Here is a 20,873-nt window from a genome sequence, read left to right as displayed (position 1 = left end):
CACCAAACTTCTCGGCCATCACCTTCGTCATCGCAGCCGTCAAAGTCGTCTTACCGTGGTCCACGTGGCCAATCGTGCCTACGTTCACGTGGGGCTTCGTTCTCTCAAACTTCGCTTTGGACATCTCTGCCTACCTTTCAGTCGGGCTTTTCAAACACGCTCGTAATCGAACACTCTGACAGGGGTCGCCAAGCCCCGCGCATCCGTACCGGATCGCGGTGACCCTCACCCCTCGAATTTTCCTCGGCCGCAGGCTGCGCACGCCGTGGCCCTCGTCTCCTTCGCCGCGGACCGTCGCTCCCGGCCCATCGCGTCGCGGCTCTCTTGATCTGGTGCCCACAACTGGACTCGAACCAGTGACCTCTTCCTTACCAAGGAAGTGCTCTACCGCCTGAGCTATGTGGGCTTATGCACTCCCTACACGCAAGACGAACGGGGCGGATGGAGCGGGTGATGGGAATCGAACCCACATCATCAGCTTGGAAGGCTGAGGTTCTACCTTTGAACTACACCCGCCAACCTGTGCCGCCGCAATTGCCACTCCGGTCAGCTTTCCCCGTCCTCTCAGGATCCTCTTCGATGACTCCTCACCGATGACAACCGCCGATTTCGTACCTTTTTCCACAGCAAACAGCCCGGTCGAGGCCATATGCCCCGGGCTGTTTCAGTACTTCTTCCGGCCTGCCGCCACCGCCTTTTGTCCTGGTGGAGGGGGTAGGATTCGAACCTACGTAGGCATAGCCAGCAGATTTACAGTCTGCCCTCGTTGACCGCTTGAGTACCCCTCCGCGGAAACAAGCCCGCTATTGTCCAACCATGGCCCCCCTGCTGTCAACACGGGGCCCGGCCCGCGGCGTCCTCAGAGCGCCCAGTGCCAGGGCTCGTACACGAACCCCTCGGGGTTGCCCGGCGGGTAGCTCAGGCCGAAGCCGAAATCGCCCGCCCGACGGCCGAGCCAGCGGAAGGCCGGGGAGCGCTCGAACTCCTCCGTCAGCGGCCGGAACCCGGGCGTGGCGACGTCGATCGCCTCGCCGGTGTGGTGCTGGCTGTAGCCCGGGGCCGCGTTCACCGCCAGTATGTCCTCGATGGGCTGTCCGGCCTCCAGCTTGCGGCGGATGAGGGCCGCCTGGTACTCGACGCTGCGGAATCCGGAGACCAGCAGCAGGCGGATGCCCCCCTCGGCCGCGGCTTCGCGCATGGCCTGCCAGCGGTCGGCGGCGCGGGGCGTGAGCTTCTGGGGCCGGCCCACGAGATTGGGTCCCACGTCGATCAGGCCGGTGGCCTCCTCGAAACGCGGCCGCGGCGGCACCTTGCCGTAGTCCGGCGGGATACCGAGTTCCCTGTGCAGCTCTGCCAGCATCGCAACTCCTGTGACCGGTCGCCGGCCGCCGTGTTCCCCTGCGCGGCCGCGCTTGACGCCGCCGCAGCGCCACCGGACCATCTTTCCATGGAAGGCTCGAAACGCGATTCTATCTACCGGGACTCCGGTGGCAACCGGGGCTCCTTCGAATTCAACGAACGGGTGGCCGAGGTATTCGGCGACATGATCCGCCGCTCCGTTCCCGGCTACGGCCGCACGCTGGCGGAGATCGAGTGTCTGGCGGCGCGGGCCGCGACCCCGGGCTCCACCTGTTATGACCTCGGCTGCTCCGTGGGCGCCGCCACCCTGGCCATGGCCCGCGGCATCCGCTGCGACGACGCCCGCATCGTGGCCGTGGACAACTCCCCGGCCATGATCGGCCGCTGCCGGCAGGTCCTCGACGAGAGCGGGATCGACGGGACGGGGGTGGCGGTGGAACTGCGCACCGAGGACGTGCGCGAGACGCCCGTCCGGGACGCGAGCCTGGTGGTGCTGAACTACACGCTGCAGTTCGTGCCCCGTGACGACCGGCCGGGCCTGCTCGCCCGTATCCGGGGCGGCATGCGGGACGGCGGCATCCTGGTGCTGTCCGAGAAGATCCGCTTCGCCGATCCGGTGCTGGACGCCCTGTTCGTCGAACTGCACCACGACTTCAAGCGGGCCAACGCCTACAGCGACCTGGAGATCAGCCGCAAGCGGGCCGCCCTGGATAAGGTGCTGGTTCCCGACACGGCCGACACCCACCTGGAGCGGCTGCGCCGCGCCGGTTTCGGCCACGCCGCCTGCTGGATGCAGGAACTCAATTTCGCCTCTTTCGTGGCGGTCGCCTGACGGCGGACCGCTGCTGACTCGAGCCCCATGGCCCTGACCGATCTCGAACTCCTGCGCCGCACGCTGAGCGTCGAAGGGGCCGGCGACTGGGGCGAGGCGCTCGCGGCCGCCGCCGCGGCAGGGGCGGCACGGCCCCACGGCGACCAGCCGCGGTGGGAGGCGGCCATCGAGCGTCTCCCCGCTCTCGAGCCGACGATGCCGGTCGCCGACGGCCCGGCGGTGCGGATCGGCAGTGAAGCCGATGCCGGGACGCGGGAGGCCATCCGCGAGGCGCTGCTGGCGCTGGCGCCCTGGCGCAAGGGGCCGTTCGAGATCCACGGCGTCGAGGTGAACGCCGAGTGGCGCTCGGACGTGAAGTGGGACCGGCTTGCGCCCCACTTCTCCGACCTGCGTGATCGCCGGGTGCTAGACGTGGGCTGCGGCAACGGCTACTACGCCCTGCGCATGCTGGACGCCGGCGCCCGCTGGGTGCTGGGAGCCGACCCGACGCGGCTGTTCGATTACCAGTACCGCGCGATCCGCCGTTTCACGCCGCCGCTGCCGTTCTGGCTGCTGCCGACGCCTCTCGAAAACGTGCCGGAGCCGCCCGCGGGCCTCGATACCGCGTTCTGCATGGGTGTGCTCTACCACCGCCGCTCGCCGTTCGGTCATCTCGCCCGGCTGCGGCACTGGCTGCGGCCCGGCGGCGAGCTGGTGCTGGAGACGCTGGTGGTCGAGGGCGGGCCCGACACGGTGCTGGTGCCGCCGGGGCGCTACGCCCGCATGCGCAACGTGTGGTTCCTGCCCTCCGTGGCCGCGCTCACCGTCTGGCTGGAACGCGCCGGGTTCCGCCGCGTGCGCTGCGCGGACGTTACCGCCACCAGCACCGCCGAACAGCGGAGCACCGAGTGGATGCCGTTCCAGTCACTCCGGGACGCCCTCGACCCCTCGGACCCGGGGCGCACGGTCGAAGGCCACCCCGCACCGCTGCGCGCCGTAGTCATCGCCGAGCGAGCCTGAGCGGCACCTTTCCTCAGCGCGCCGGCGGCCGGCAGGCGTCGTGGAAGGTCGCATCCAGCGCTCCCGGCGAGCGCATCAGCCAGACCGCCCCGCCGTCGGTGCCGGAATCCGGGCCACTGTGGATCCAGTTGGCCGGACGCCGGAAATAGCCGCCGGGCAGGTACTCGCCGTCCTTGCGCCCTTCCGGCAGGCACTCCGACAGGCGGTAATCGCCCTCCAGCAGGTAGCCCTCCTCCACCACCGAGTGGCTCTCCCAGGGCACCTCGACGCCGGGGCCGATCTTCACCAGCCAGGTGCGCGCGCCGGTGCCGGGATCGTCTTTCAGGTCCTTGACGCTGAGGTCCAGGGGCACGCCGGCATCCCGGGCCACGGTGCCCGGCCGCCAGGGCAGCGAACGGGCGCTGGCGACGAAGGTCTGGCCGAGCTCCGAGGCCGGGTCGGCCGGATCGGTGAACACCAGCATCTTCGCGGGGCGCACGGCCGTGATCGACGGCGGCTGCACGCCCGGCGGCACGTAGAGGAGATCGCCGCCCTGCAGCTGGCGCTCTCCGGCCTGCACCCGACCCTCCAGCACGTACCACTCCCGGGTGAAGGCGCCGTTGACCATGCCGGTCCAGCGCCAGCCCAGCGGCACGCTCAGGTGGATGGCGCTGCGCCCGGTGAACTCGTCCGCACTGAGGCGCCGGGCGGTCACGCCCGGATAGGGGCTCCAGGGCTCCACCGGCGCCGTCTGCGCCTGAATGAAGCCGGTGAAGCTCGGCGGCGGAGGCTCCTGGCTGGCACAACCCGCCGCGGCGAGGGCGACCAGCGCCACCGCCGCGACCGCAAGTCGTCCCCGGGCCGCGCGCACGGGAGCGCCTCCCATGGTTCGAGGAGCCGATCGAACCGCCATTCGACGATCCGTCCGGTAATCCATCAGGCAATCCATCCGGCAATGCTGCATGGCCGACTCCGGGCAACGAAAGCGGTTAAACTCTAGCGCGTCACCGTGCCATACGCACCTGCCGTCACCGACCCGTATCAAGCCCATGGATGTCCGCGCCGCCGCCTACGTCGTCAACCGCTTCATTTTGCGCCGGCCGCGTCTGCTGGCGAAGGCGGACCATTTCGACCTGCGCCTGCGCGTGCGCACCGACGACGTGATCGGCCGCCACATCTACAAGTACGGCGCCCACGAGCCCGAGACCACGGACTTCCTGAAGCGCACCCTCGACATCCGGGACGGCGACGTCATCCTGGACGTCGGCGCCAACATCGGCTGGTACTCGCTCGTGCTCGACCGCATCGCCGGCGAGGCCCGGGCCGACATCTACGCCTTCGAGCCGGACCCCGAGAATTTCGCCCTGCTGGGCGAGAACCGGGCGCTGAACGCGGCGCAGAGTATCCACCCGGTCCAGCTCGGCGTCTCGGACCGCGCGGGCACGTTCGAGCTGCATCTGTTCGGCGGCTCCAACCGGGGCCGGCACTCGATGCTGCCCATCCACGAAGGCGGCACGATCGAGATCCGCACCACCACCCTCGACGAATTCTGGGCCCAGGAGGAGCTCGGCGACCGCACGCCCCGCTTCCTGAAGATGGACATCGAGGGCTTCGAGCTGGCCGCGCTGCAGGGCGCCGCCGGCGTGCTGGCGCGCTGTCCCTGCGTCATGCTCGAATACTCGCCCCGCTACATGAGCGCCGCCGGCATCGAGCCGGTCGCGTTGCTGGACTTCATGACGGAGCACGGCTATACGCCGGCGATACTGCGCGACGGGGCGCTGGCGCCGGTCACGCGCGAGGAACTGCTGGCCAGCGACCGGCACGTGGATCTGTTCTGGCGCCACGACGGCTGAGCCATGCGGCTGCTCTGCATCACCTCCCACGGGGACACCCTGAACAGCGTCCGGCCGGAGGCCGAACTCTTCATCGGCCTGCAGAAAGCCGGTGTCGCGGTGACGGTCATGACACAGGGCGATTCGGTGTACGCCGGCCCGATGCGGGAGGCGGGCATCGAGGTGGTGGACTTCGTGCCCCGGCGCAAGCTCTCGCCGGAGGCCATCCGGCGGATCCGTCGCGAACTCCGGGAACGGCGCATCGACGTCGTCTATGCCTTCAATAACAAGGCCATCGCCAACACCAACCTGGCCGCCCTGGGCCTGCCGGTGAAGGTGGTCACCTATCGGGGGCAGACCGGCAACCTCCATCGCTGGGACCCGAGCGCCTATCTCACCCATCTCAATCCCCGGGTGGACCTCATCCTGTGCGTGGCCGATGCCGTGCGCGACAGCCTGCGGGCCCAGCACCCGCGTCCCGGCCGGGTGCGCACGGTCTACAAGGGACACAGCCTCGACTGGTACCGGGAACCGCCGGCGGATCTCGGCGAATTCGGCATCCCGGCGGGCGCCTTCACCGTGATCTGCGTGGCCAACAACCGGCCGCGGAAGGGTCTCGGCGTGCTGGTCGAGGCCACCTACCGGCTGCCCCGCGACGCCGCGATCCACCTGCTCCTGGTCGGCGGCGGGCTGGAGGAGCCGGAACTCGCCCGACTGATCGGCGCGAGCCCGATGCGCGGGCGCATCCACGTGGCGGGGTTCCGACGGGACGCCACCGCACTGGTGGCCGCCTGCTCGGCCTCGGTACTGCCGTCACTGAAGCGCGAGGGCCTGCCGAAGACGGTCATCGAGTCCATGGCCTACGCCGTCCCGCCGATCGTTACCGACACCGGCGGGAGCGCGGAGCTGGTAGTCGACGGCCAGTCGGGCATCGTGGTGGCACCGGGAGACGCCGGCGCCATCGTCGACGCCATCCGCTTCCTGTACGACAACCCGACGGAGCGCGCGCTGATGGGCCGGCGCGCCAGGGAACGGCTGGACCGGCACTTCAACGTTGCCGAGACGGTGCGCCACACGAAGGAGTTGCTGGAATCCCTGCCGGAGGGCCGGGGATGAGACCGGCCGGACCGGTCTGCCGGCTCCCCGAGGTGAACAGCCCGCCGCCCCGGCGCGGCGCCCTCCTCTACGTCCTCGCCGAACCCGACAGCGGACTCGTCTGCTACGTGGGTCAGACCCGGCGGCCCCGCGCGAGACTGCTGGGCCATATCCGCGCCGGCCGGGTATGGCTGCGTGCCCTGACGGAACGGCCAGCGCAAGCGCCGTTGCAGCGCCCGCTGCCGCTCTGGGAGGCGCCGCCGGAACGCTTCCGCCGCGCCCGGCCCTCGCGGCAACCCGCGGTGCTGGAGGAGTGGCTCGCCCTGCTCGCCGCGGAGGACAAGGCGCCCGGCATGCGGTTGATCGAGACCGTTGCCTGCGACCGGGCCTGCGGCTGCACCTTCGTGGCCGACTGCCGTCGGGCGCGGCTGCGCGAAGCCTGGTGGATCGAGAACCTGCTGCTGGCGGGCCATCCGCTGCTTAACCGGACACTGCCGCGCCCCGGCCGGGGCACGACGGCATGAGTCTTCCACCCCTCGCCGAGCTCCTCGCCGAGTCCATAGGCTGGCTGGACCTCGCAGGCGTCGCGGTGTTCGCCGTCTCCGGCGCCCTGGAGGCGGCCCGGCGGGAGATGGACCTGCTCGGCTTCGTGCTCGTGGGCTCGGTCACCGGCATCGGCGGCGGCACCCTGCGGGACCTGCTGCTCGGCAGCACGCCGGTATTCTGGATCGACGAGCCGGTCTACATCAGCGTGTGCGTGGTGGCCGCCTGCCTCACCTTCGTCGGCGCCCGGCTGCTCGCCTCCCGCCTGCGGGCGCTCATGTGGATGGATGCAGCGGGCCTCGCCGTCTTCGCGGTGACGGGCACCCAGGCGGCACTGGCCCAGGGCGTCTCGCCGGTGATCGCCGCGGGCATGGGCATGATGACCGCCACCTTCGGCGGCTTCATCCGCGACATCATGTGCAACGACGTACCGCTGATCCTGCGCTCGGAGATCTACGCCACCGCGGCGCTGGCGGGCGCCGGCGTCTACGTGGCGCTGGACGCCGCCGGCGTGGGGGACCCGGCGGCCACCCTGGCCGCCCTCGCGACCGGCTTCGGGCTGCGTGCCGCGGCCATCCTTACCGGCCTCAGCCTGCCGAAATACCGCCGGCCGGGCTGAACCGCCGTCTGCGCTTTCCACGATCGGCAGCCGGCCGGTAATCGCCTATGCTCGGGAGCATGAAATCCATGGTCCTGCAGGACGTCGGGCGGCCGCTGGAGGCGGTGGAGAGCGAGACCCCGGCGCCGGACGACAACGAGCTTCTCATCGAGGTGAGCGCCTGCGGCGTCTGCCGCACCGACCTGCACGTGGTGGACGGCGAGTTGCCGGGCGGCAAGCTGCCCGTCGTGCCCGGCCACGAGGTCATCGGCCGGGTGGCGGAGTGCGGTGCCGCCGTGCGCGGGTTCCGGCAAGGCCAGCGGGTCGGGGTGCCCTGGCTGGGCGCCACCTGCGGGCACTGCTGGTACTGCGAGCACGACCAGGAGAATCTCTGCGATGAGCCCGCCTTCACCGGTTTCGATCGGGACGGCGGCTTCGCCACCCACATCGTGGCGGACGCCCGCTACACCTTCCCCATCGACGCCGACTACGACGACGCCGAGGCCGCGCCGCTCATGTGCGCCGGACTCATCGGCTACCGTTCCTGGCGCATGGCCGGCGAGGGCCGCAATCTCGGCCTGTACGGGTTCGGGGCAGCGGCCCACATCCTGATCCAGGTGGCCCTGCACCGCGGCCAGCGCGTCTACGCCTTCACCCGTCCCGGCGACACGCAGGCGCAGGAGTTCGCGCTGCGCATGGGCGCGGAATGGGCCGGCGGGTCCGACGAGGCGCCGCCGGCGGAGCTGGACGCGGCAATCCTGTTCGCGCCGGTGGGCGAGCTCGTGCCGGCCGGGCTCAGGGCCGTGCGCAAGGGCGGCATCGTGGTCTGCGGCGGCATCCACATGAGCGACATCCCCAGCTTCCCCTACCGCATCCTGTGGGAGGAGCGACGGATTCGTTCGGTGGCCAACCTCACGCGTCAGGACGCCGTGGAGTTCCTTGATCTCGCGCCCCGGGCCGGGGTGCGCACCGAGGTGACCACCTACCCGCTGGAGGACGCCAACGCCGCGCTGGAAGACCTGAGACTTGGTCGTCTCTCCGGCGCCGCCGTGCTCGTGCCCTGACGGAAGAAAAAGGCGCCCGCGCGACCCGCGGCCGGGTTCGCGGCGGCCAGGCGGTCAGCGCTAGTCGACCGTTTCCGCCCCGGGGATACCCGCCGGATGGCCGAACGTCTCGCCCACCGCGCGCCAGGCGGCGTCGATGGCCGCGTCGGCGTAGGCCCGCCCCTCGGAATCCGACGCCGCGATGGCGATGCGGCCCACCGGCCGGCGGCCGATCTCCCACGGCGCCTCGCCGGGCGGCCAGTCCGGGTCGTGGAGGTCGTTCTTCTCGTAGGCGTAGCCGTGCGGCCAGCGGTTCACGGTAATGGCGCGGATGTCGCGCTCGGACGAGAAGCCGGCCGGACCGAGCAGCGCGTCGAGCTGGCGGCGGAGCGGGCGTTCGTAGTCCTCGAAGGTCATCCGCAGGATCTCGTAGCGGCCGCGGTCGAACTGCTCCCGGAGCGTCAGGCCGGCCTCGGGCGTCGTCGGCACGTGCACCAGGTGGAGCACCATCGGCTGATCGGGGGTGGAGGGGTATTGATAGCGGCCGAGACTCACCGGAAAGTCCAGCGAGACGCTGTGATAGAAATCGTCCGGGAAATAGGCGCTCTCGATGCCGAGTTCCGCGAAGGCTTCCCAGTTTTCGACGGCCGCATTCACGTAGACGATGGGTGCCCGGGGGTACTCGGCGATGGCGTCGGCCTGCTCCGCCGGCAGCTGCGGACACAGATGGGGCACCATCAGGTTGTTGCAGGCCAGGATGGCATGGCGCGCACGCGCCCGGAAGGTGCCCGCCTCGGTCACGTAGTCCACCTCCACGCCTTCGCGGCCGGGCTCCAGCGTCCGGTTCACCGCGCGCACAGCCGTGGCATTCAGCCGCAGGCGCACGTAGGCATCCGGCAGGTCCAGCGCCTCGTAGTCGAAGCGGGCGGTGACGATGTCCTCCATGTCGTCGCCCGGCGCCGCCGCCGGTATCAGATTCCGCACCAGCAGCCGCGCCAGCGATGCGTTGCCGTCCGGGAAGTGGAAGATGTAGGGCTCGTCGTGCTCGCAGCTCTCGTAGGCGCCGCTCACCCGGCAGGGGCCGATATCCAGGCCGGTGAAGCCCGGGTAGCCCATGCGCACCGCCTCCAGCGCCGACAACGCGTCGGTGCCGATACCCCAGAAGGCGTTGCTCGAGTTCTGGAACAGTCGGATGACGGCCGGACCCGCGTCGAAATGACGGCGCAGGTAGTCGTTGTAGCTCATCCGGCGCAGGATCTTCTCGAGGGTCTCCCGGCTGGCCGCCGGCAGGTCCGCCGGCGGAGCGATCAGGATGCGGAACAGCGTCACCTTGTCCGCGTCGGGCAGCGGCAGCGAGCGCACCCAGCCTTCCGCGTCGGAGTCGATGGGCAGGCGGTTCGCACCGCGGCCGCCGTCGCTGCGCACCAGACGCTCTCCCTCCGGGGCGTCGGCGAAGAAGATGCCGCGGGCCAGGCCCAGGCGCTCCCGGTGGCCGCGGTCGTAGGCCGAGTAGAAGCGGTCGAGGTTCACGTCCAGCGCATCCAGCAGACCCCGGGCCGGCGCGCTCCAGGCCGAGGGCGTGTCGATGGACTGGCTGCCGCCGTAACCGATCAGGTTCTTGCCCGCCACCAGGAACTCGTTGCGCTTCGCGTGGCCGCCGAAGTCGTCGTGGTTGTCCAGGATGAGGACCCGGGCGAACTCGCCGGCCTGCTGCCGGTAGTACCAGGCGGCCGCGAGCCCGCTGAGCCCGCCCCCCACGACCACCAGGTCGTAGACCCGGCCGCCGTCGGCGGGCTTCGCGCCCGGGTAACGCTCGCCGCGGCGGGCGAGCGCATGGGCCACCTCGAAGGAACCCGGATGGGCGCCCCTGAGGCCGGTCAGCGCCGGAGGGTAATACTCCTCCTCGCCGAAACCGAACATCTGCGCGCCGGCGGCACCGGGCAGCCCCGCGGCGGCCCCGGCCAGGGCCATGCCCTGGACAAAATCCCGGCGGGTGACGCCGTCGCCGGCTCGTCGCTTCCTCTGCTCTGCCATGTGCCCATTATGGCGGCATAAGGGCGTGGCGGGCGAGGGTTCGATGGCAGGACGGCTATACTCCCCGGACCGGTCCGGGGAGAGCAGCCATGAAGACGGAGAAAAGCGGAGAATACGAAATCCGCGATCGCAACCGGGTGCGCCAGGTCAGGGAAGCGGCCCGCTACGACCGCGCCACCGTGCATGCGATCCTGGATGCCGGACTGAGCGCCCACGTGGCCTTCTGCGACCGGGACAGGCCGGTAATCGTGCCCATGATCTATGCGCGCGACGGCGAGACACTGTACCTGCACGGCGCGCGCAAGGCGCGCATCGTGCGACTGCTCGAGGGCGGTGCGGAGGCGACGCTGAACGTGACCCTGATCGACGGTATTGTCGCCGCGCGATCTGCTTTCAACTCCTCCGTGAACTACCGCTCGGTCACCATATTCGGACGGCCCCGGCTGGTGGAGGACGAGGCGGAGAAGATCGAGGCGATGCGGCTCATCTCCGAACATCTCATGCCGGGGCGCTGGGACGAACTGCGCCCGCCGCACGACCGGGAGGTGAAGATGACCGGCGTCATCGCCCTGCCCATCGAATCCGCCTCCGCGAAGGTCACGGCCGGCCCGCCGGAGGACGAGGAAGAAGACTATGCCCTGCCGGTATGGGCGGGTGTCGTACCGGTGGAGCAGGTATTCGGAGCGCCGGAGGCCGATCCGGAACTGGCGCCGGACACGCCCGTATCGTCTGCACTGGAGCGACTCGCCCGCTCGAGCAGAGATCCACGGCGGTAACCCGCCGCTGTCGTCGCACGGCCCAGGTGGAACACAATGCAGCCACGATGGACGTCGACGACACTCCCGGTACACGGTGGCAGCCTGCAGAGGCGGCGGTATCGTTGGCGATATCTGTGGCAATGCTGCTGCTATGCGCGCTGTCGCTCGGCCGGGTCCCGTTCGCCTCTGCGGTCGAACTGCTGACCCTGGACATCGATGAGGTCACCGGCGCCGGCTGGTCCGCCGACGGCATCGAACTCCGGATCCTCCCGGGCGACGGGTCCGGAGACATCGGGGCCTCCCTCCGCGTCCAGCGCCTCGTGCTGCCCGAACCGATCGGCGAGTTGCGTGACGTCACCCTGCGCTGCGATACCGTCGCGATAAACGGGACGGACTACCGCTGCGAACGGGGCCGGGCCCTGGCGCGGCGCTCGCCGCTGGACCCCCACGCATTCTCGCTGTCGGGGAGCTATCGCCCGGCGGACGGCCGGCTCGTCCTCGAATCACCGGATCTCCCGTGGCAGGGCCTGACGCTCCGTGTATCGGGGCAACTGGCCGACGGCGGCTGGACGGCCGCGGTCGAAGGCGCCGACCTGGATGCCGCCACGCTCTACCGTGCGCTGGCCACCACGACATCCTTGGTATCGCCGTCATCCGCGGCATCGGCGATGCCCGAACTGGAGATCGCCGCAGGAACCGCCGGATTCCGGCTGCGCGCACGGGGAGAAAACGGCGACGCCTCCCGCATCGACGGCACGATCACGCTGCGGGACCTGAGCCTGGCGAACGACTCCGGCAGTCTCGCCGCGGAGGGGCTGGCCGTCACGCTGGAAGCGCAGGTCCGTATGCCGGAGTCCGGCGGGCAACTCGACTACACGGTGAAGCTCGGCGCGGACGCCGGCGAGGCCTACGTGGAGCCCGCCTATTTCAACCTGTCGGCATCGCCTCTCACGCTCGGATCGACGGGCGGCCTCGACCCGGCCGGAGGTCCCGTCCGGATCGACAGCTTCACGCTCGATCATCGCGACGTACTGGCCGCGAGCGGCGCGGCCGTCCTGAGACGCGGCGAGGAACCCGCCTTGGCACAGGCCGACGTCGAGATCACGGGCGCGACGTTCCCCGGCGTCTACACCACCTACCTGCAGGGCTTCCTGACCGGCACGCCGCTCGCGAAGCTCGAGACCCGCGGCCGCGTATCCGGCAGGGTGAGGCTGGACGACGGCCGGATCTCCGCCCTCGATCTCGCTCTCGACGACCTCCACGCGGACGATGCCGGAAGGCGGCTGGCGATCTACGGCGCCCGCGGCAACGTCGCCTGGGATGGCGGACCGGACGCCGGGCCCCGCCCGTCCCGCCTGGCCTGGGACGGCGGCTTCGTCTATGAGGCCGGCTTCGGCGCCGGCACCGCGGCGTTCTCCTCGATGCCGGACCGGATCACGCTGCAGGAGACGCTGCGTGTGCCGGTGCTGGACGGCGCACTCGTCGTGGAGACCTTCGCCGCACACGGACTGACCGCCGACGAACCGGCCGTGGAATTCGATGCCCGGCTCGAACCGGTCAGCCTCGCCGGCATCACCACCGCGCTGGGCTGGCCCGCCCTGCCCGGCAAGCTATCCGGCGAGTTGCCGCTGCTCAGCGTGAGCGAGGGTGCCGTGACGCTCGGCGGCAGCCTGGTGGCCCGGGTGTTCGACGGCACCGCCCGCATCTCCGAGCTGCGTATCGAGCAGCCCTTCGGCGCGAACCGCCGCACCTCCGGCGAGGTCACGCTGGACAATCTGGATCTCGCCCTCGTCACCGACGTCTTCACCTTCGGCCGCATCACCGGCCGGCTGGACGGGGCGATCCGCAGCCTGGAGATGCTGCAGGGCCGGCCCATCGCCTTCGACGCACGCTTCTACACGCCGGCCGACGACGAGAGCCCGCACCGGATCAGCCGGCGGGCACTCAGCAACATCTCGGAGATCGCCGGCTCCGGCACCGCGGCGCTCTCCGCCGGCTTCCTCGGCCTGTTCGACGAGTTCCGCTACGACAGCCTCGGCATACGCTGCGTGCTCGAGGGTGACGTCTGCAACATGAGCGGCGTACAGGCGGCGCAGCAAGGCTATTACCTGGTGAAGGGCAGCGGTCTGCCCCGCATCGATGTCATCGGTCATTCCCGGGAGGTAAACTGGCCCAGACTGGTAGCGCAGATCACCGAGGCGCTGAAATCCAGGGAAGTCTCCACGTCACCGCAAAGCGAGGAACGCAGATGATCAGAGCAAAGACCCGCGTCATGACGCACCCGGCGGCCTGGCTGTCGCTGTCCGCATTGCTGCTCGCCGCGTGCGTGACCATCAACGTGTATTTCCCGGCGGCCGAGGCCGAACGGGCGGCCGACCGCATCATCGACGAGGTGCGCGGCACCGGCAGCACGGACGAGCAGGACACCACCAGCCGGCTGCCGCTGGAGGCGCTGCCCGCACGCTTCGCCGCGGCGGTGGCGGATTTCCTCGTCCCCGCCGCCCATGCCCAGGGCCGGCCGGACTTCGATGCCTCCTCGCCGGCGAAACGGGCGCTGGAACAGTCGCTGAAGCAGCGCTTCCCCCAGCTGAAGTCGTATTACGACTCCGGCGCCATCGGCCTGACCGCCCGGGGCACCATCGAGATCCGCGACCGCTCACTGGTGCCGCTGAACGAGCGCAATCGGGTGCGCCAGCTGGTAGCCGAGCAGAACGCGGACTGGGAGGCGCTGTACCGGGAGATCGCCCGCATCAACGGCCATCCGGAATGGGAAGACGAGATCCGGCAGGTCTTCGCCGACCGCTGGATCGCCAAGGCCGAGCGGGGCTGGTATTACCGGGACGCCGGCGGCCAGTGGCGCCAGAAGTAGCGCCGGCTAGCGGGCCAGCTCCCAGATCAGCCGGGCGGCGGTCCGGGCGGTGCGTCCGTCGACGTCGTAGCGCGGATTGAATTCCGCGATGTCGGCCACGGGCCAGGGACGCTCCGGGCTCATCGCGCGGATACGGCGCAGACAACCGATCACGAACTCCAGGCTGATGCCGAAGCCGGCGGGCGCGCTCACGCCGGGGGCTACCGCGCCCGGCAGTGCGTCCAGGCAGACCGTCACATAGAGCGCGTCCACCTCCGCCACCAGCGCCTCCAGCAGCGGCGCCGCCCGCTCCTCGCTGCAGTCGATGTCGGCGAGATAACGCACGCCGGCGGCATCCGCGAAATCGAAGAGTGCCCGGGTATTCGCCGCCTCGCTGACGCCGAGACAGAGATAGTGGAAGCCGGTGCCGCGGCGGCCGCAGTCGTCGGCGATCTGGCGAAACGGCGTGCCCGAGGTGCCGCCGTCCACGGGCTCGCGCAGATCGAAGTGGGCGTCGAAATTGACAATTCCGATGCGCGCCGGCTCGTCGCCCCGGTCAAGGTGCCGTGCCAGCCCCTGATAACTGCCCCAGGCGATCTCGTGGCCGCCGCCGAGGCCGACCACCATGTGGCCGGCATCCAGTAACCGGGCCACACGCCCCGCATAGGCGTCCTGGCCCGCCGCCAGATCGTCGGCGACGGTGACCGTACCGGCATCGTAGACGGGACGCTCCGCAGGCGCCGGCAGGTTGCCCAGCGCGCGGCGCAGGATATCCGGCCCCTCCGACGCGCCGGGCCGGCCCTTGTTCAGGCGCACGCCCCGGTCCGAGGCGAATCCGAACAGACAAGTACCCGGAGCACCGTCGTCCGGATCGTCGATGACCTGATGCCAGCGCAGCGCGGCCACGCCGGGGTCGGTCCGGCCGCTCCAGAGCGAGAGATCAGCGCGTGTCCACACGCCGTCCACCTTGCCATACCGCCGCCGGGCGCACGAGGTTGATGCCCCAGGCGAGTTCCGCCGGCGAGCCGATGTCCCAGAGGCACAGGTCGGCATCCGCCCCCTCCTCGATGCGGCCCTTGCGTCCGAGCCCCAGCGCCGCCGCGCCCCAGCGCGTCGCACCCAGCAGCGCCTCGGCCGGCGTCAGCCCGAACTGCGTGCAGGCGAGATTCATGGCCGTGAGGAGCGAGCCGAGCGGCGAGGTGCCCGGGTTGAGGTCGGTGGCCACGGCCATGGGCACGCCCGCCTCCCGCAGGGCATCGATCGGCGGCAGCCGGGTCTCGCCGAGGAAGTGGAAGGCGCCAGGCAGCAGCACCGCCACCGTGCCCGCCTGGAACAGCGCGGGCGCGTCGGCAGGGTCCAGATACTCCAGGTGATCCACCGACAGCGCGCCGTAGCGGCTGGCGAGCGCAGCACCTTTTAGGTCCGAGAGCTGCTCAGCGTGGGCCTTCACGGCCAGGCCGTGCCGGCCCGCCGCCTCGAACACCCGTTCGCACTGGGCCGGACTGAAGCCGATGCCCTCGCAGAACACGTCTACCGCGTCGGCCAGTCCCTCGGCCGCCACGGCCGGGATCATCTCGCTACAGACATGCGCGATATAGTCGTCGGCGCGCCCCTCGTATTCTTCCGGCACCGCATGGGCGCCGAGGAAGGTCGTGCGAACCGTCACCGGATGAACCCTGCCGAGGCGACGGGCCACCCGCAGGAGTTTCAGCTCGGTGGTGGTATCCAGACCGTAACCGGACTTGATCTCCACCGTGGTGACGCCCTCCTCCAGCAGGCGCTCCAGACGCCGCGAGGACACCTCGAACAACTCGTCCTCGCTCGCCGCCCGGGTGGCGCGGACGGTGGCACGGATGCCGCCGCCGGCGCGGGCGATGGCCTCGTAGGATTCGCCCTGCAGCCGGCGCTCGAACTCGTCCGCCCGGTTGCCGCCCCAGACCAGGTGGGTGTGGCAATCGACCAGGCCGGGCGTCAGCCAACCGCCCCGGCCGTCCACGTGGGTGTCCGCCGCTACCTCCTGTCCGTCGTCCTCCGCGCCGGCATAGACGATGTTGCCGTCGGCAACGGCCACCCGGGCCATGCGCGTACCGGCTAGCCCGCCCGGGGCCCGGCCGTCGGGCACCGCGGGTGCGAGATTCACGTTGTGGATCAGGGTGTCGGAGAAGATTGCCACGGGCGCCTCCCTGCCGTTATGCTTGCCGAATTCTAGTTGTATATACAACCATTGTATAGACAGCCGAACTCAGGCCGTCTGCACAGTCGCCGAACGCATTATGGCCACACCCCGCTACCGTATCATCCGCGACGAACTGCTCGAGGATATCGAGAGCGGCCGGCTGCGCTCGGGAGAGCGGGTGCCCTCCGAGAACGAACTCGTCGCACGCTTCGGCGTGAGCCGCATGACGGCCCGACGAGCGCTGCAGGAGCTGGCGGACGCCGGATTCCTGCTGCGCACCCGCGGACTCGGCAGCTTCGTGGCCGACTCCCGGCCGATGAGTTCCATGCTGCAGGTCCGCAACATCGCCGACGAGATCGCCGAGCGCGGCCACCGCCACAGCGCCGAGGTGCTGCGGCTCGAATCCGTGACCGCCAGCGAGGAGCTGGGCCGCTACTTCGACGTCGAGCCCGGCGACGAGCTCTACCACTCGGTGCTGGTCCATCGGGAGAACGGCGTCCCCATCCAGCACGAGGACCGCTACGTGAACCCCGCCTGCGCCCCGGACTATCTGAGCCAGGACTTCGCCGGCACCACCCCGAACGAATACCTGTCGGCGGTGGCGCCGCTGGCCGAGGCCGACCACGTGGTGGAGGCAACCACCGCCACGCCCGGGGTGGCGCGGGCGCTCGAGATCCGGCCGGAGGCGCCCTGCCTGCGCGTCACCCGGCGCACCTTCAGCCGCCGGGCGGTGGTCACTTTCGCCCGGCTCACCTACCCGGGCAACCGCTACCGCCTGGGCAGCCACCTCGATTTCCGCGCGCCCGCCCGGCAGGACGAGCGCCGGGACGACAAGACCCACAGGGGGAAAGCATGAACCGATACGACCCCGAGCGCGTGATCAGCGCACCGCACGGCACCGAGCTCTCCGCGAAGAGCTGGCTCACCGAGGCGCCGCTGCGCATGCTCATGAACAACCTGGACGCGGACGTAGCCGAGCACCCGGAGGGCCTCGTGGTGTACGGCGGCATCGGCCGCGCGGCGAGGGACTGGGAGTCCTACGACCGCATCGTCGAGGTGCTGCGGCGCCTCGAGGACGACCAGACGCTGCTGGTGCAGAGCGGCAAACCCGTGGGCGTGTTCCGCACCCACGCCGACGCGCCCCGTGTGCTGATCGCCAACTCCAACCTGGTGCCCCGCTGGGCCACCTGGGAGCACTTCAACGAGCTCGACCGCAAGGGGCTCATGATGTACGGCCAGATGACCGCCGGTTCCTGGATCTACATCGGTTCGCAGGGCATCGTCCAGGGCACCTACGAGACCTTCGGTGCCGTCGCCCGCCAGCACTTCGACGGCGACGCGAGCGGCCGCTGGATCCTCACCGCCGGGCTGGGCGGCATGGGGGGCGCCCAGCCGCTGGCGGCCACCATGGCGGGCTTCTCCATGCTGGCCGTCGAGGTGGACGAGAGCCGCATCGACTTCCGGCTTCGCACCGGCTACCTGGACCGCAAGGCCGGCTCCCTGGACGAGGCGCTGCGCCTGATCGACAAGGCGAAGTCGGAAGGCCGCGCGATTTCCGTCGGCCTGCTGGCCAACGCCGCCGACGTCGTACCCGAGCTGGCCGAGCGGGGAGTGGTGCCGGACGCGCTCACGGACCAGACCAGCGCCCACGATCCCCTGAACGGCTACGTGCCCCGCGGCTGGTCGCTCGCGCAGACGAAGACCGCGCGTGAGAAGGAGCCGGACCGGGTCGTGCGCGCCGCCATGGAGTCCATGGCCGTCCACGTCCGCGGCATGCTGGCGCTGCAGCAACAGGGGGCGGTCACATTCGACTACGGCAACAACCTGCGCCAGATGGCCAAGGACGAGGGCGTGGAGAACGCGTTCGACTTCCCCGGCTTCGTGCCGGCCTACATCCGCCCTCTGTTCTGCGAGGGTATCGGCCCGTTCCGCTGGGCGGCGCTCTCCGGCGACCCGGACGACATCTACGCGACCGATGCCAAGGTGAAGGAACTCATCCCGGACGACGCCCACCTGCACAACTGGCTGGACATGGCCCGCGAGCGCATCAGCTTCCAGGGCCTGCCCTCCCGCATCTGCTGGGTGGGCCTCGCCGACCGCGCGCGCCTCGGCCTCGCCTTCAACGACATGGTGGCCAGCGGCGAGCTGAAGGCGCCGGTGGTCATCGGCCGGGATCACCTCGACTCGGGTTCCGTGGCCTCGCCCAACCGGGAGACGGAGGGCATGCTGGACGGCAGCGACGCCGTCTCCGACTGGGCATTCCTGAACGCGCTGCTGAACACGGCCAGCGGCGCCACCTGGGTCAGCATCCACCACGGCGGCGGCGTCGGCATGGGCTACAGCCAGCATGCCGGGCTGGTCATCGTCTGCGACGGCACGGAGGCGGCGGCCCGGCGCATCGGCCGCGTGCTCTGGAACGATCCGGCCACCGGCGTCATGCGCCATGCCGACGCCGGCTACGAACGGGCCGTGGACTGCGCCCGCAGGAACGGTCTGGATCTGCCCATGGTGGAGACCGGAGGTGACGGCCGATGAACAAGCTCGAGATCACCGCGAACGACCTGACCCTGGACGAGCTCCGCCGGGTGAGCGCGGGGCCGGTGGAACTCACCGTCGACGCCGCCTGCCGCGACGCCATGGCGCGCTCGGCCGAGACCGTGGCGCGGGTGCTGGGCGAAGGACGCACCGTCTACGGCGTGAATACCGGTTTCGGCCGGCTCGCCAACACGAAGATCCCGCCGGATGCGCTGGAGACACTGCAGAAGAGCATCGTGCTGTCTCACGCCGCCGGCGTCGGCGATTTCATGGCGCCCCGTACCGTGCGGCTGCTGATGGTGCTGAAGATCAAATCCCTGGCACGGGGCTACTCCGGCGTGCGCCCCGAGCTGGTCGACCGGCTGGTCGCACTCGTGAACGCAGGCGTGTGCCCGGCCATCCCGAAGAAGGGCTCGGTGGGTGCCTCCGGCGACCTGGCGCCGCTCGCGCACATGAGCACCATCCTGCTGGGTGAGGGCGAGGCATTTGTCGACGGGGAGCTGGTGTCCGCTGATGCCGCCCTGCGCCATGCCGGCATCGAGGCGACGCCGCTCGCGCCGAAGGAGGGACTCGCGCTGCTGAACGGCACGCAGGCGTCCACCGCCTACGGCCTGGAAGGTCTGTTCCACGCGGAGAACGCACTCTCGTCTGCGCTGCTGGTCGGATCCATGACGGTGGAGGCGGCGCAGGGCTCCCGGGTGCCATTCGACGAGCGCATCCATGCCGTCCGCGGCCAAGCGGCCCAGAGCGAGATCGCCCGGCGCTACCGGGAGAGCCTCGGCGAGTCCTCCGAGATCGGCCGCTCCCACGAGGGCTGCGAGAAGGTGCAGGATCCCTACTCGCTGCGTTGCCAGCCCCAGGTGATGGGCGCCTGCCTGCAGCAGATCGACCACGCCGCCCGCATCCTGATCGCCGAGGCGAACGGCGTCTCCGACAACCCGCTGGTGTTCGCCGACACCGGCGAGATCCTCTCGGGCGGCAACTTCCACGCCGAGCCCGTCGCCATGGCCGCGGACATGCTGGCCATCGCGCTGGCGGAGATCGGTGCGTTGTCCGAGCGCCGGATGGCGCTGCTTATCGACTCCAGCCTGAGCGGCCTGCCGCCGTTCATCGTGGAGAACGAGGGCGTGAACTCCGGCTTCATGGTGGCCCAGGTCACCGCCGCGGCACTGGCCAGCGAGAACAAGACGCTGGCCCATCCCGCCTCGGTGGACTCGCTGCCGACCTCGGCCAACCAGGAGGACCACGTCTCCATGGCCACGTTCGCCGCGCGGCGGCTGGGCGACATCTACGAGAACACCGAGAACATCCTGGCCATCGAGTGGCTGGCCGCCGCACAGGGTCTGGACTTCCGCTCGCCGCTGAAATCCAGCCCGAAGGTGGAGGAGGCCAGGTCGCTGATTCGCTCGGCCGTGCCATTCTACGACCATGACCGTTACTTCGCGCCGGACATCAACAAGGCGGCACGGCTGATCCGGGAGGGACGGCTCGCGGGACTGGCGGAGCACTTCCTCGATGGCTAGGGAGTCCTCGCATATTCGGGAAAGCGCAAGTCGCACAACTCCGCAGTGAGGGGTGCCCATCCCGGGAGGAAAATCCTCTCTGTAGGCATTTGCCTACGTGGAGGTTGAAAATGCGCATCGTTATCTTTCTGCTGGCCGGGCTGATGCTGGGCACGAGTGCCCTGGCAGAGGGCTTCTACGTCGGTGGCGGGGTGGGCTTCACCCAGATTGAAGACGAGGAAGACGGCATCAGTTTCGACGACACGCCGATAGGCTGGCGGGTTTTCGCAGGCTACGAATTCACCCCGAACTTCGCTCTCGAGGGTGGATATCTCGACAGTGGCGAGGCCGAGGACACCATCCTGGGCGAAGACGTGGAGGCGGACCTCACGGCCTGGACGCTCACGGGTCTCGGCATACTGCCAATCAACGATAGCTGGAAGGTGTTCGGCAAGCTCGGCTACTACGACGGCGAGTCCGAAGTCTCGGTACTCGGCTTTTCGGCCGAGGACGACGAGAGCGGCCTCACGCTCGGCGCGGGAACCCGATATGACGTCACCCAACAGTTCTCTGTGAGGGCGGACTTCGACTGGTACGACAGCGACATCGACACACTGTGGTCGCTCGGCATTGCTGTCCAGTTCATGTTCGGCAATTGACGGTCGAAGCCGACGATAGAGAAGCCATAGACGAACCCCTGGCGGTCGAATGACCGCCAGGGCAGCCTCCGGCGGCATGCC

The 20,873-nt window shown here is 69.9% G+C and carries 20 protein-coding genes and 3 tRNA genes; 14 read left to right on the top strand and 9 right to left on the bottom strand.

Annotated features, from left to right (window positions below; translation table 11 throughout):
* The 5 genes from ACJMKZ_RS03165 to ACJMKZ_RS03145 form a co-directional block, all read right to left on the bottom strand.
* Positions 1-124: GTP-binding protein (locus ACJMKZ_RS03165; RefSeq protein WP_405231748.1), on the bottom strand; the 124-nt coding region annotated here is incomplete at its 3' end.
* A 206-nt stretch (positions 125-330) separates the two neighbouring features.
* Positions 331-406: transfer RNA gene (locus ACJMKZ_RS03160), tRNA-Thr, on the bottom strand.
* Between the two features lie 36 nt (positions 407-442).
* Positions 443-516 (bottom strand) — tRNA-Gly (locus ACJMKZ_RS03155).
* A gap of 187 nt (positions 517-703) precedes the next feature.
* Positions 704-788: transfer RNA gene (locus ACJMKZ_RS03150), tRNA-Tyr, on the bottom strand.
* 71 nt (positions 789-859) lie between these two features.
* On the bottom strand, positions 860-1,360 hold the full coding sequence (locus ACJMKZ_RS03145; protein WP_405231737.1) for a M15 family metallopeptidase: 501 nt from the start codon (positions 1,358-1,360) through the stop codon (positions 860-862).
* An 87-nt stretch (positions 1,361-1,447) separates the two neighbouring features.
* Between ACJMKZ_RS03145 and cmoA the strand changes: the two genes are divergently transcribed.
* Both cmoA and cmoB read left to right on the top strand, forming a co-directional pair.
* On the top strand, positions 1,448-2,191 hold the full coding sequence (gene cmoA, locus ACJMKZ_RS03140; protein WP_405231736.1) for a carboxy-S-adenosyl-L-methionine synthase CmoA: 744 nt from the start codon (positions 1,448-1,450) through the stop codon (positions 2,189-2,191).
* A 33-nt stretch (positions 2,192-2,224) separates the two neighbouring features.
* On the top strand, positions 2,225-3,190 hold the full coding sequence (gene cmoB / locus ACJMKZ_RS03135; RefSeq protein WP_405231747.1) for a tRNA 5-methoxyuridine(34)/uridine 5-oxyacetic acid(34) synthase CmoB: 966 nt from the start codon (positions 2,225-2,227) through the stop codon (positions 3,188-3,190).
* A 13-nt stretch (positions 3,191-3,203) separates the two neighbouring features.
* Here cmoB and ACJMKZ_RS03130 read toward each other — a convergent pair whose 3' ends face one another.
* Positions 3,204-4,040, bottom strand: coding sequence for a DUF4437 domain-containing protein (locus ACJMKZ_RS03130; protein WP_405231735.1), 837 nt, complete (start codon positions 4,038-4,040; stop codon positions 3,204-3,206).
* Between the two features lie 178 nt (positions 4,041-4,218).
* Here ACJMKZ_RS03130 and ACJMKZ_RS03125 point away from each other — a divergent pair, with 178 nt between their 5' ends.
* The 5 genes from ACJMKZ_RS03125 to ACJMKZ_RS03105 are packed head-to-tail and all read left to right on the top strand — an operon-like array spanning position 4,219 to position 8,301.
* The gene (locus ACJMKZ_RS03125) at positions 4,219-5,022 is read left to right on the top strand and encodes an FkbM family methyltransferase (RefSeq protein ID WP_405231734.1); all 804 of its coding nucleotides are present in this window, start codon (positions 4,219-4,221) and stop codon (positions 5,020-5,022) included.
* A 3-nt stretch (positions 5,023-5,025) separates the two neighbouring features.
* On the top strand, positions 5,026-6,117 hold the full coding sequence (locus tag ACJMKZ_RS03120; protein ID WP_405231733.1) for a glycosyltransferase family 4 protein: 1,092 nt from the start codon (positions 5,026-5,028) through the stop codon (positions 6,115-6,117).
* On the top strand, positions 6,114-6,620 hold the full coding sequence (locus tag ACJMKZ_RS03115) for a GIY-YIG nuclease family protein (RefSeq protein ID WP_405231732.1): 507 nt from the start codon (positions 6,114-6,116) through the stop codon (positions 6,618-6,620). The genes ACJMKZ_RS03120 and ACJMKZ_RS03115 overlap by 4 nt, the downstream gene beginning before the upstream one ends.
* Entirely contained in the window at positions 6,617-7,258 is a 642-nt protein-coding gene (locus ACJMKZ_RS03110) for a trimeric intracellular cation channel family protein (protein WP_405231731.1), read from the top strand. Before ACJMKZ_RS03115 ends, ACJMKZ_RS03110 begins: the two co-directional genes overlap by 4 nt.
* A 59-nt stretch (positions 7,259-7,317) precedes the next feature.
* Positions 7,318-8,301, top strand: coding sequence for a zinc-dependent alcohol dehydrogenase family protein (locus ACJMKZ_RS03105; RefSeq protein WP_405231730.1), 984 nt, complete (start codon positions 7,318-7,320; stop codon positions 8,299-8,301).
* A 60-nt stretch (positions 8,302-8,361) separates the two neighbouring features.
* On the opposite strand, the gene ACJMKZ_RS03100 is transcribed toward ACJMKZ_RS03105, so the two are convergent.
* Positions 8,362-10,314, bottom strand: a complete 1,953-nt coding sequence (locus ACJMKZ_RS03100) for an NAD(P)-binding protein (RefSeq protein WP_405231729.1) — start codon at positions 10,312-10,314, stop codon at positions 8,362-8,364.
* A gap of 89 nt (positions 10,315-10,403) precedes the next feature.
* Between ACJMKZ_RS03100 and ACJMKZ_RS03095 the strand changes: the two genes are divergently transcribed.
* The 3 genes from ACJMKZ_RS03095 (at position 10,404) to ACJMKZ_RS03085 (ending at position 13,941) form a co-directional block, all read left to right on the top strand.
* Positions 10,404-11,090, top strand: coding sequence for a pyridoxamine 5'-phosphate oxidase family protein (locus tag ACJMKZ_RS03095; RefSeq protein WP_405231728.1), 687 nt, complete (start codon positions 10,404-10,406; stop codon positions 11,088-11,090).
* 122 nt (positions 11,091-11,212) lie between these two features.
* Entirely contained in the window at positions 11,213-13,324 is a 2,112-nt protein-coding gene (locus ACJMKZ_RS03090; protein WP_405231727.1) for a hypothetical protein, read from the top strand.
* Entirely contained in the window at positions 13,321-13,941 is a 621-nt protein-coding gene (locus ACJMKZ_RS03085; RefSeq protein ID WP_405231726.1) for a YdbL family protein, read from the top strand. The genes ACJMKZ_RS03090 and ACJMKZ_RS03085 overlap by 4 nt, the downstream gene beginning before the upstream one ends.
* A gap of 6 nt (positions 13,942-13,947) precedes the next feature.
* On the opposite strand, the gene hutG is transcribed toward ACJMKZ_RS03085, so the two are convergent.
* Together hutG and hutI are read right to left on the bottom strand one after the other, a co-directional pair.
* Positions 13,948-14,877 carry a formimidoylglutamase gene (gene hutG / locus ACJMKZ_RS03080; protein WP_405231725.1) on the bottom strand — a complete coding sequence of 310 codons (930 nt, stop codon included), beginning with the start codon at positions 14,875-14,877 and terminating at the stop codon, positions 13,948-13,950.
* Entirely contained in the window at positions 14,861-16,093 is a 1,233-nt protein-coding gene (gene hutI, locus ACJMKZ_RS03075; RefSeq protein ID WP_405231724.1) for an imidazolonepropionase, read from the bottom strand. Before hutI ends, hutG begins: the two co-directional genes overlap by 17 nt.
* Positions 16,094-16,193: 100 nt before the next feature.
* Between hutI and hutC the strand changes: the two genes are divergently transcribed.
* The 4 genes from hutC to ACJMKZ_RS03055 all read left to right on the top strand — a co-directional run bounded on the left by hutC (position 16,194) and on the right by ACJMKZ_RS03055 (position 20,792).
* Positions 16,194-16,952: a histidine utilization repressor gene (hutC, locus tag ACJMKZ_RS03070; protein ID WP_405231723.1), complete on the top strand. Its 759-nt coding sequence runs from the start codon at positions 16,194-16,196 to the stop codon at positions 16,950-16,952.
* Entirely contained in the window at positions 16,949-18,631 is a 1,683-nt protein-coding gene (gene hutU / locus ACJMKZ_RS03065) for a urocanate hydratase (protein ID WP_405231722.1), read from the top strand. Before hutC ends, hutU begins: the two co-directional genes overlap by 4 nt.
* Positions 18,628-20,154 (top strand): histidine ammonia-lyase, encoded by a 1,527-nt coding sequence (hutH, locus tag ACJMKZ_RS03060; RefSeq protein WP_405231721.1) that lies wholly within the window; start codon positions 18,628-18,630, stop codon positions 20,152-20,154. The genes hutU and hutH overlap by 4 nt, the downstream gene beginning before the upstream one ends.
* A 110-nt stretch (positions 20,155-20,264) precedes the next feature.
* Complete coding sequence (locus ACJMKZ_RS03055) at positions 20,265-20,792, top strand: porin family protein (RefSeq protein ID WP_405231720.1); 528 nt, start codon at positions 20,265-20,267, stop codon at positions 20,790-20,792.
* The last annotated feature ends 81 nt before the right edge of the window (positions 20,793-20,873 follow it).

Source organism: Lentisalinibacter salinarum (genome assembly GCF_040706555.1).
GTDB lineage: Bacteria > Pseudomonadota > Gammaproteobacteria > Steroidobacterales > Woeseiaceae > Lentisalinibacter > Lentisalinibacter salinarum.
The sequence above is the reverse complement of the archived record's forward strand: the minus strand, read 5'-3'. Positions and strand labels throughout refer to the sequence as shown.

Excerpts from the sequence above, each read along its gene's own strand:
- ACJMKZ_RS03145 (WP_405231737.1), bottom strand. The coding sequence starts at position 1,360 with ATGCTGGCAGAGCTGCACAGGGAACTCGGTATCCCGCCGGACTACGGC.
- cmoA (WP_405231736.1), top strand. The coding sequence starts at position 1,448 with ATGGAAGGCTCGAAACGCGATTCTATCTACCGGGACTCCGGTGGCAAC.
- ACJMKZ_RS03125 (WP_405231734.1), top strand. The coding sequence starts at position 4,219 with ATGGATGTCCGCGCCGCCGCCTACGTCGTCAACCGCTTCATTTTGCGC.
- ACJMKZ_RS03120 (WP_405231733.1), top strand. The coding sequence starts at position 5,026 with ATGCGGCTGCTCTGCATCACCTCCCACGGGGACACCCTGAACAGCGTC.
- ACJMKZ_RS03115 (WP_405231732.1), top strand. The coding sequence starts at position 6,114 with ATGAGACCGGCCGGACCGGTCTGCCGGCTCCCCGAGGTGAACAGCCCG.
- ACJMKZ_RS03110 (WP_405231731.1), top strand. The coding sequence starts at position 6,617 with ATGAGTCTTCCACCCCTCGCCGAGCTCCTCGCCGAGTCCATAGGCTGG.
- ACJMKZ_RS03105 (WP_405231730.1), top strand. The coding sequence starts at position 7,318 with ATGAAATCCATGGTCCTGCAGGACGTCGGGCGGCCGCTGGAGGCGGTG.
- ACJMKZ_RS03100 (WP_405231729.1), bottom strand. The coding sequence starts at position 10,314 with ATGGCAGAGCAGAGGAAGCGACGAGCCGGCGACGGCGTCACCCGCCGG.
- ACJMKZ_RS03095 (WP_405231728.1), top strand. The coding sequence starts at position 10,404 with ATGAAGACGGAGAAAAGCGGAGAATACGAAATCCGCGATCGCAACCGG.
- ACJMKZ_RS03090 (WP_405231727.1), top strand. The coding sequence starts at position 11,213 with ATGCTGCTGCTATGCGCGCTGTCGCTCGGCCGGGTCCCGTTCGCCTCT.
- ACJMKZ_RS03085 (WP_405231726.1), top strand. The coding sequence starts at position 13,321 with ATGATCAGAGCAAAGACCCGCGTCATGACGCACCCGGCGGCCTGGCTG.
- hutC (WP_405231723.1), top strand. The coding sequence starts at position 16,194 with ATGGCCACACCCCGCTACCGTATCATCCGCGACGAACTGCTCGAGGAT.
- hutU (WP_405231722.1), top strand. The coding sequence starts at position 16,949 with ATGAACCGATACGACCCCGAGCGCGTGATCAGCGCACCGCACGGCACC.
- hutH (WP_405231721.1), top strand. The coding sequence starts at position 18,628 with ATGAACAAGCTCGAGATCACCGCGAACGACCTGACCCTGGACGAGCTC.
- ACJMKZ_RS03055 (WP_405231720.1), top strand. The coding sequence starts at position 20,265 with ATGCGCATCGTTATCTTTCTGCTGGCCGGGCTGATGCTGGGCACGAGT.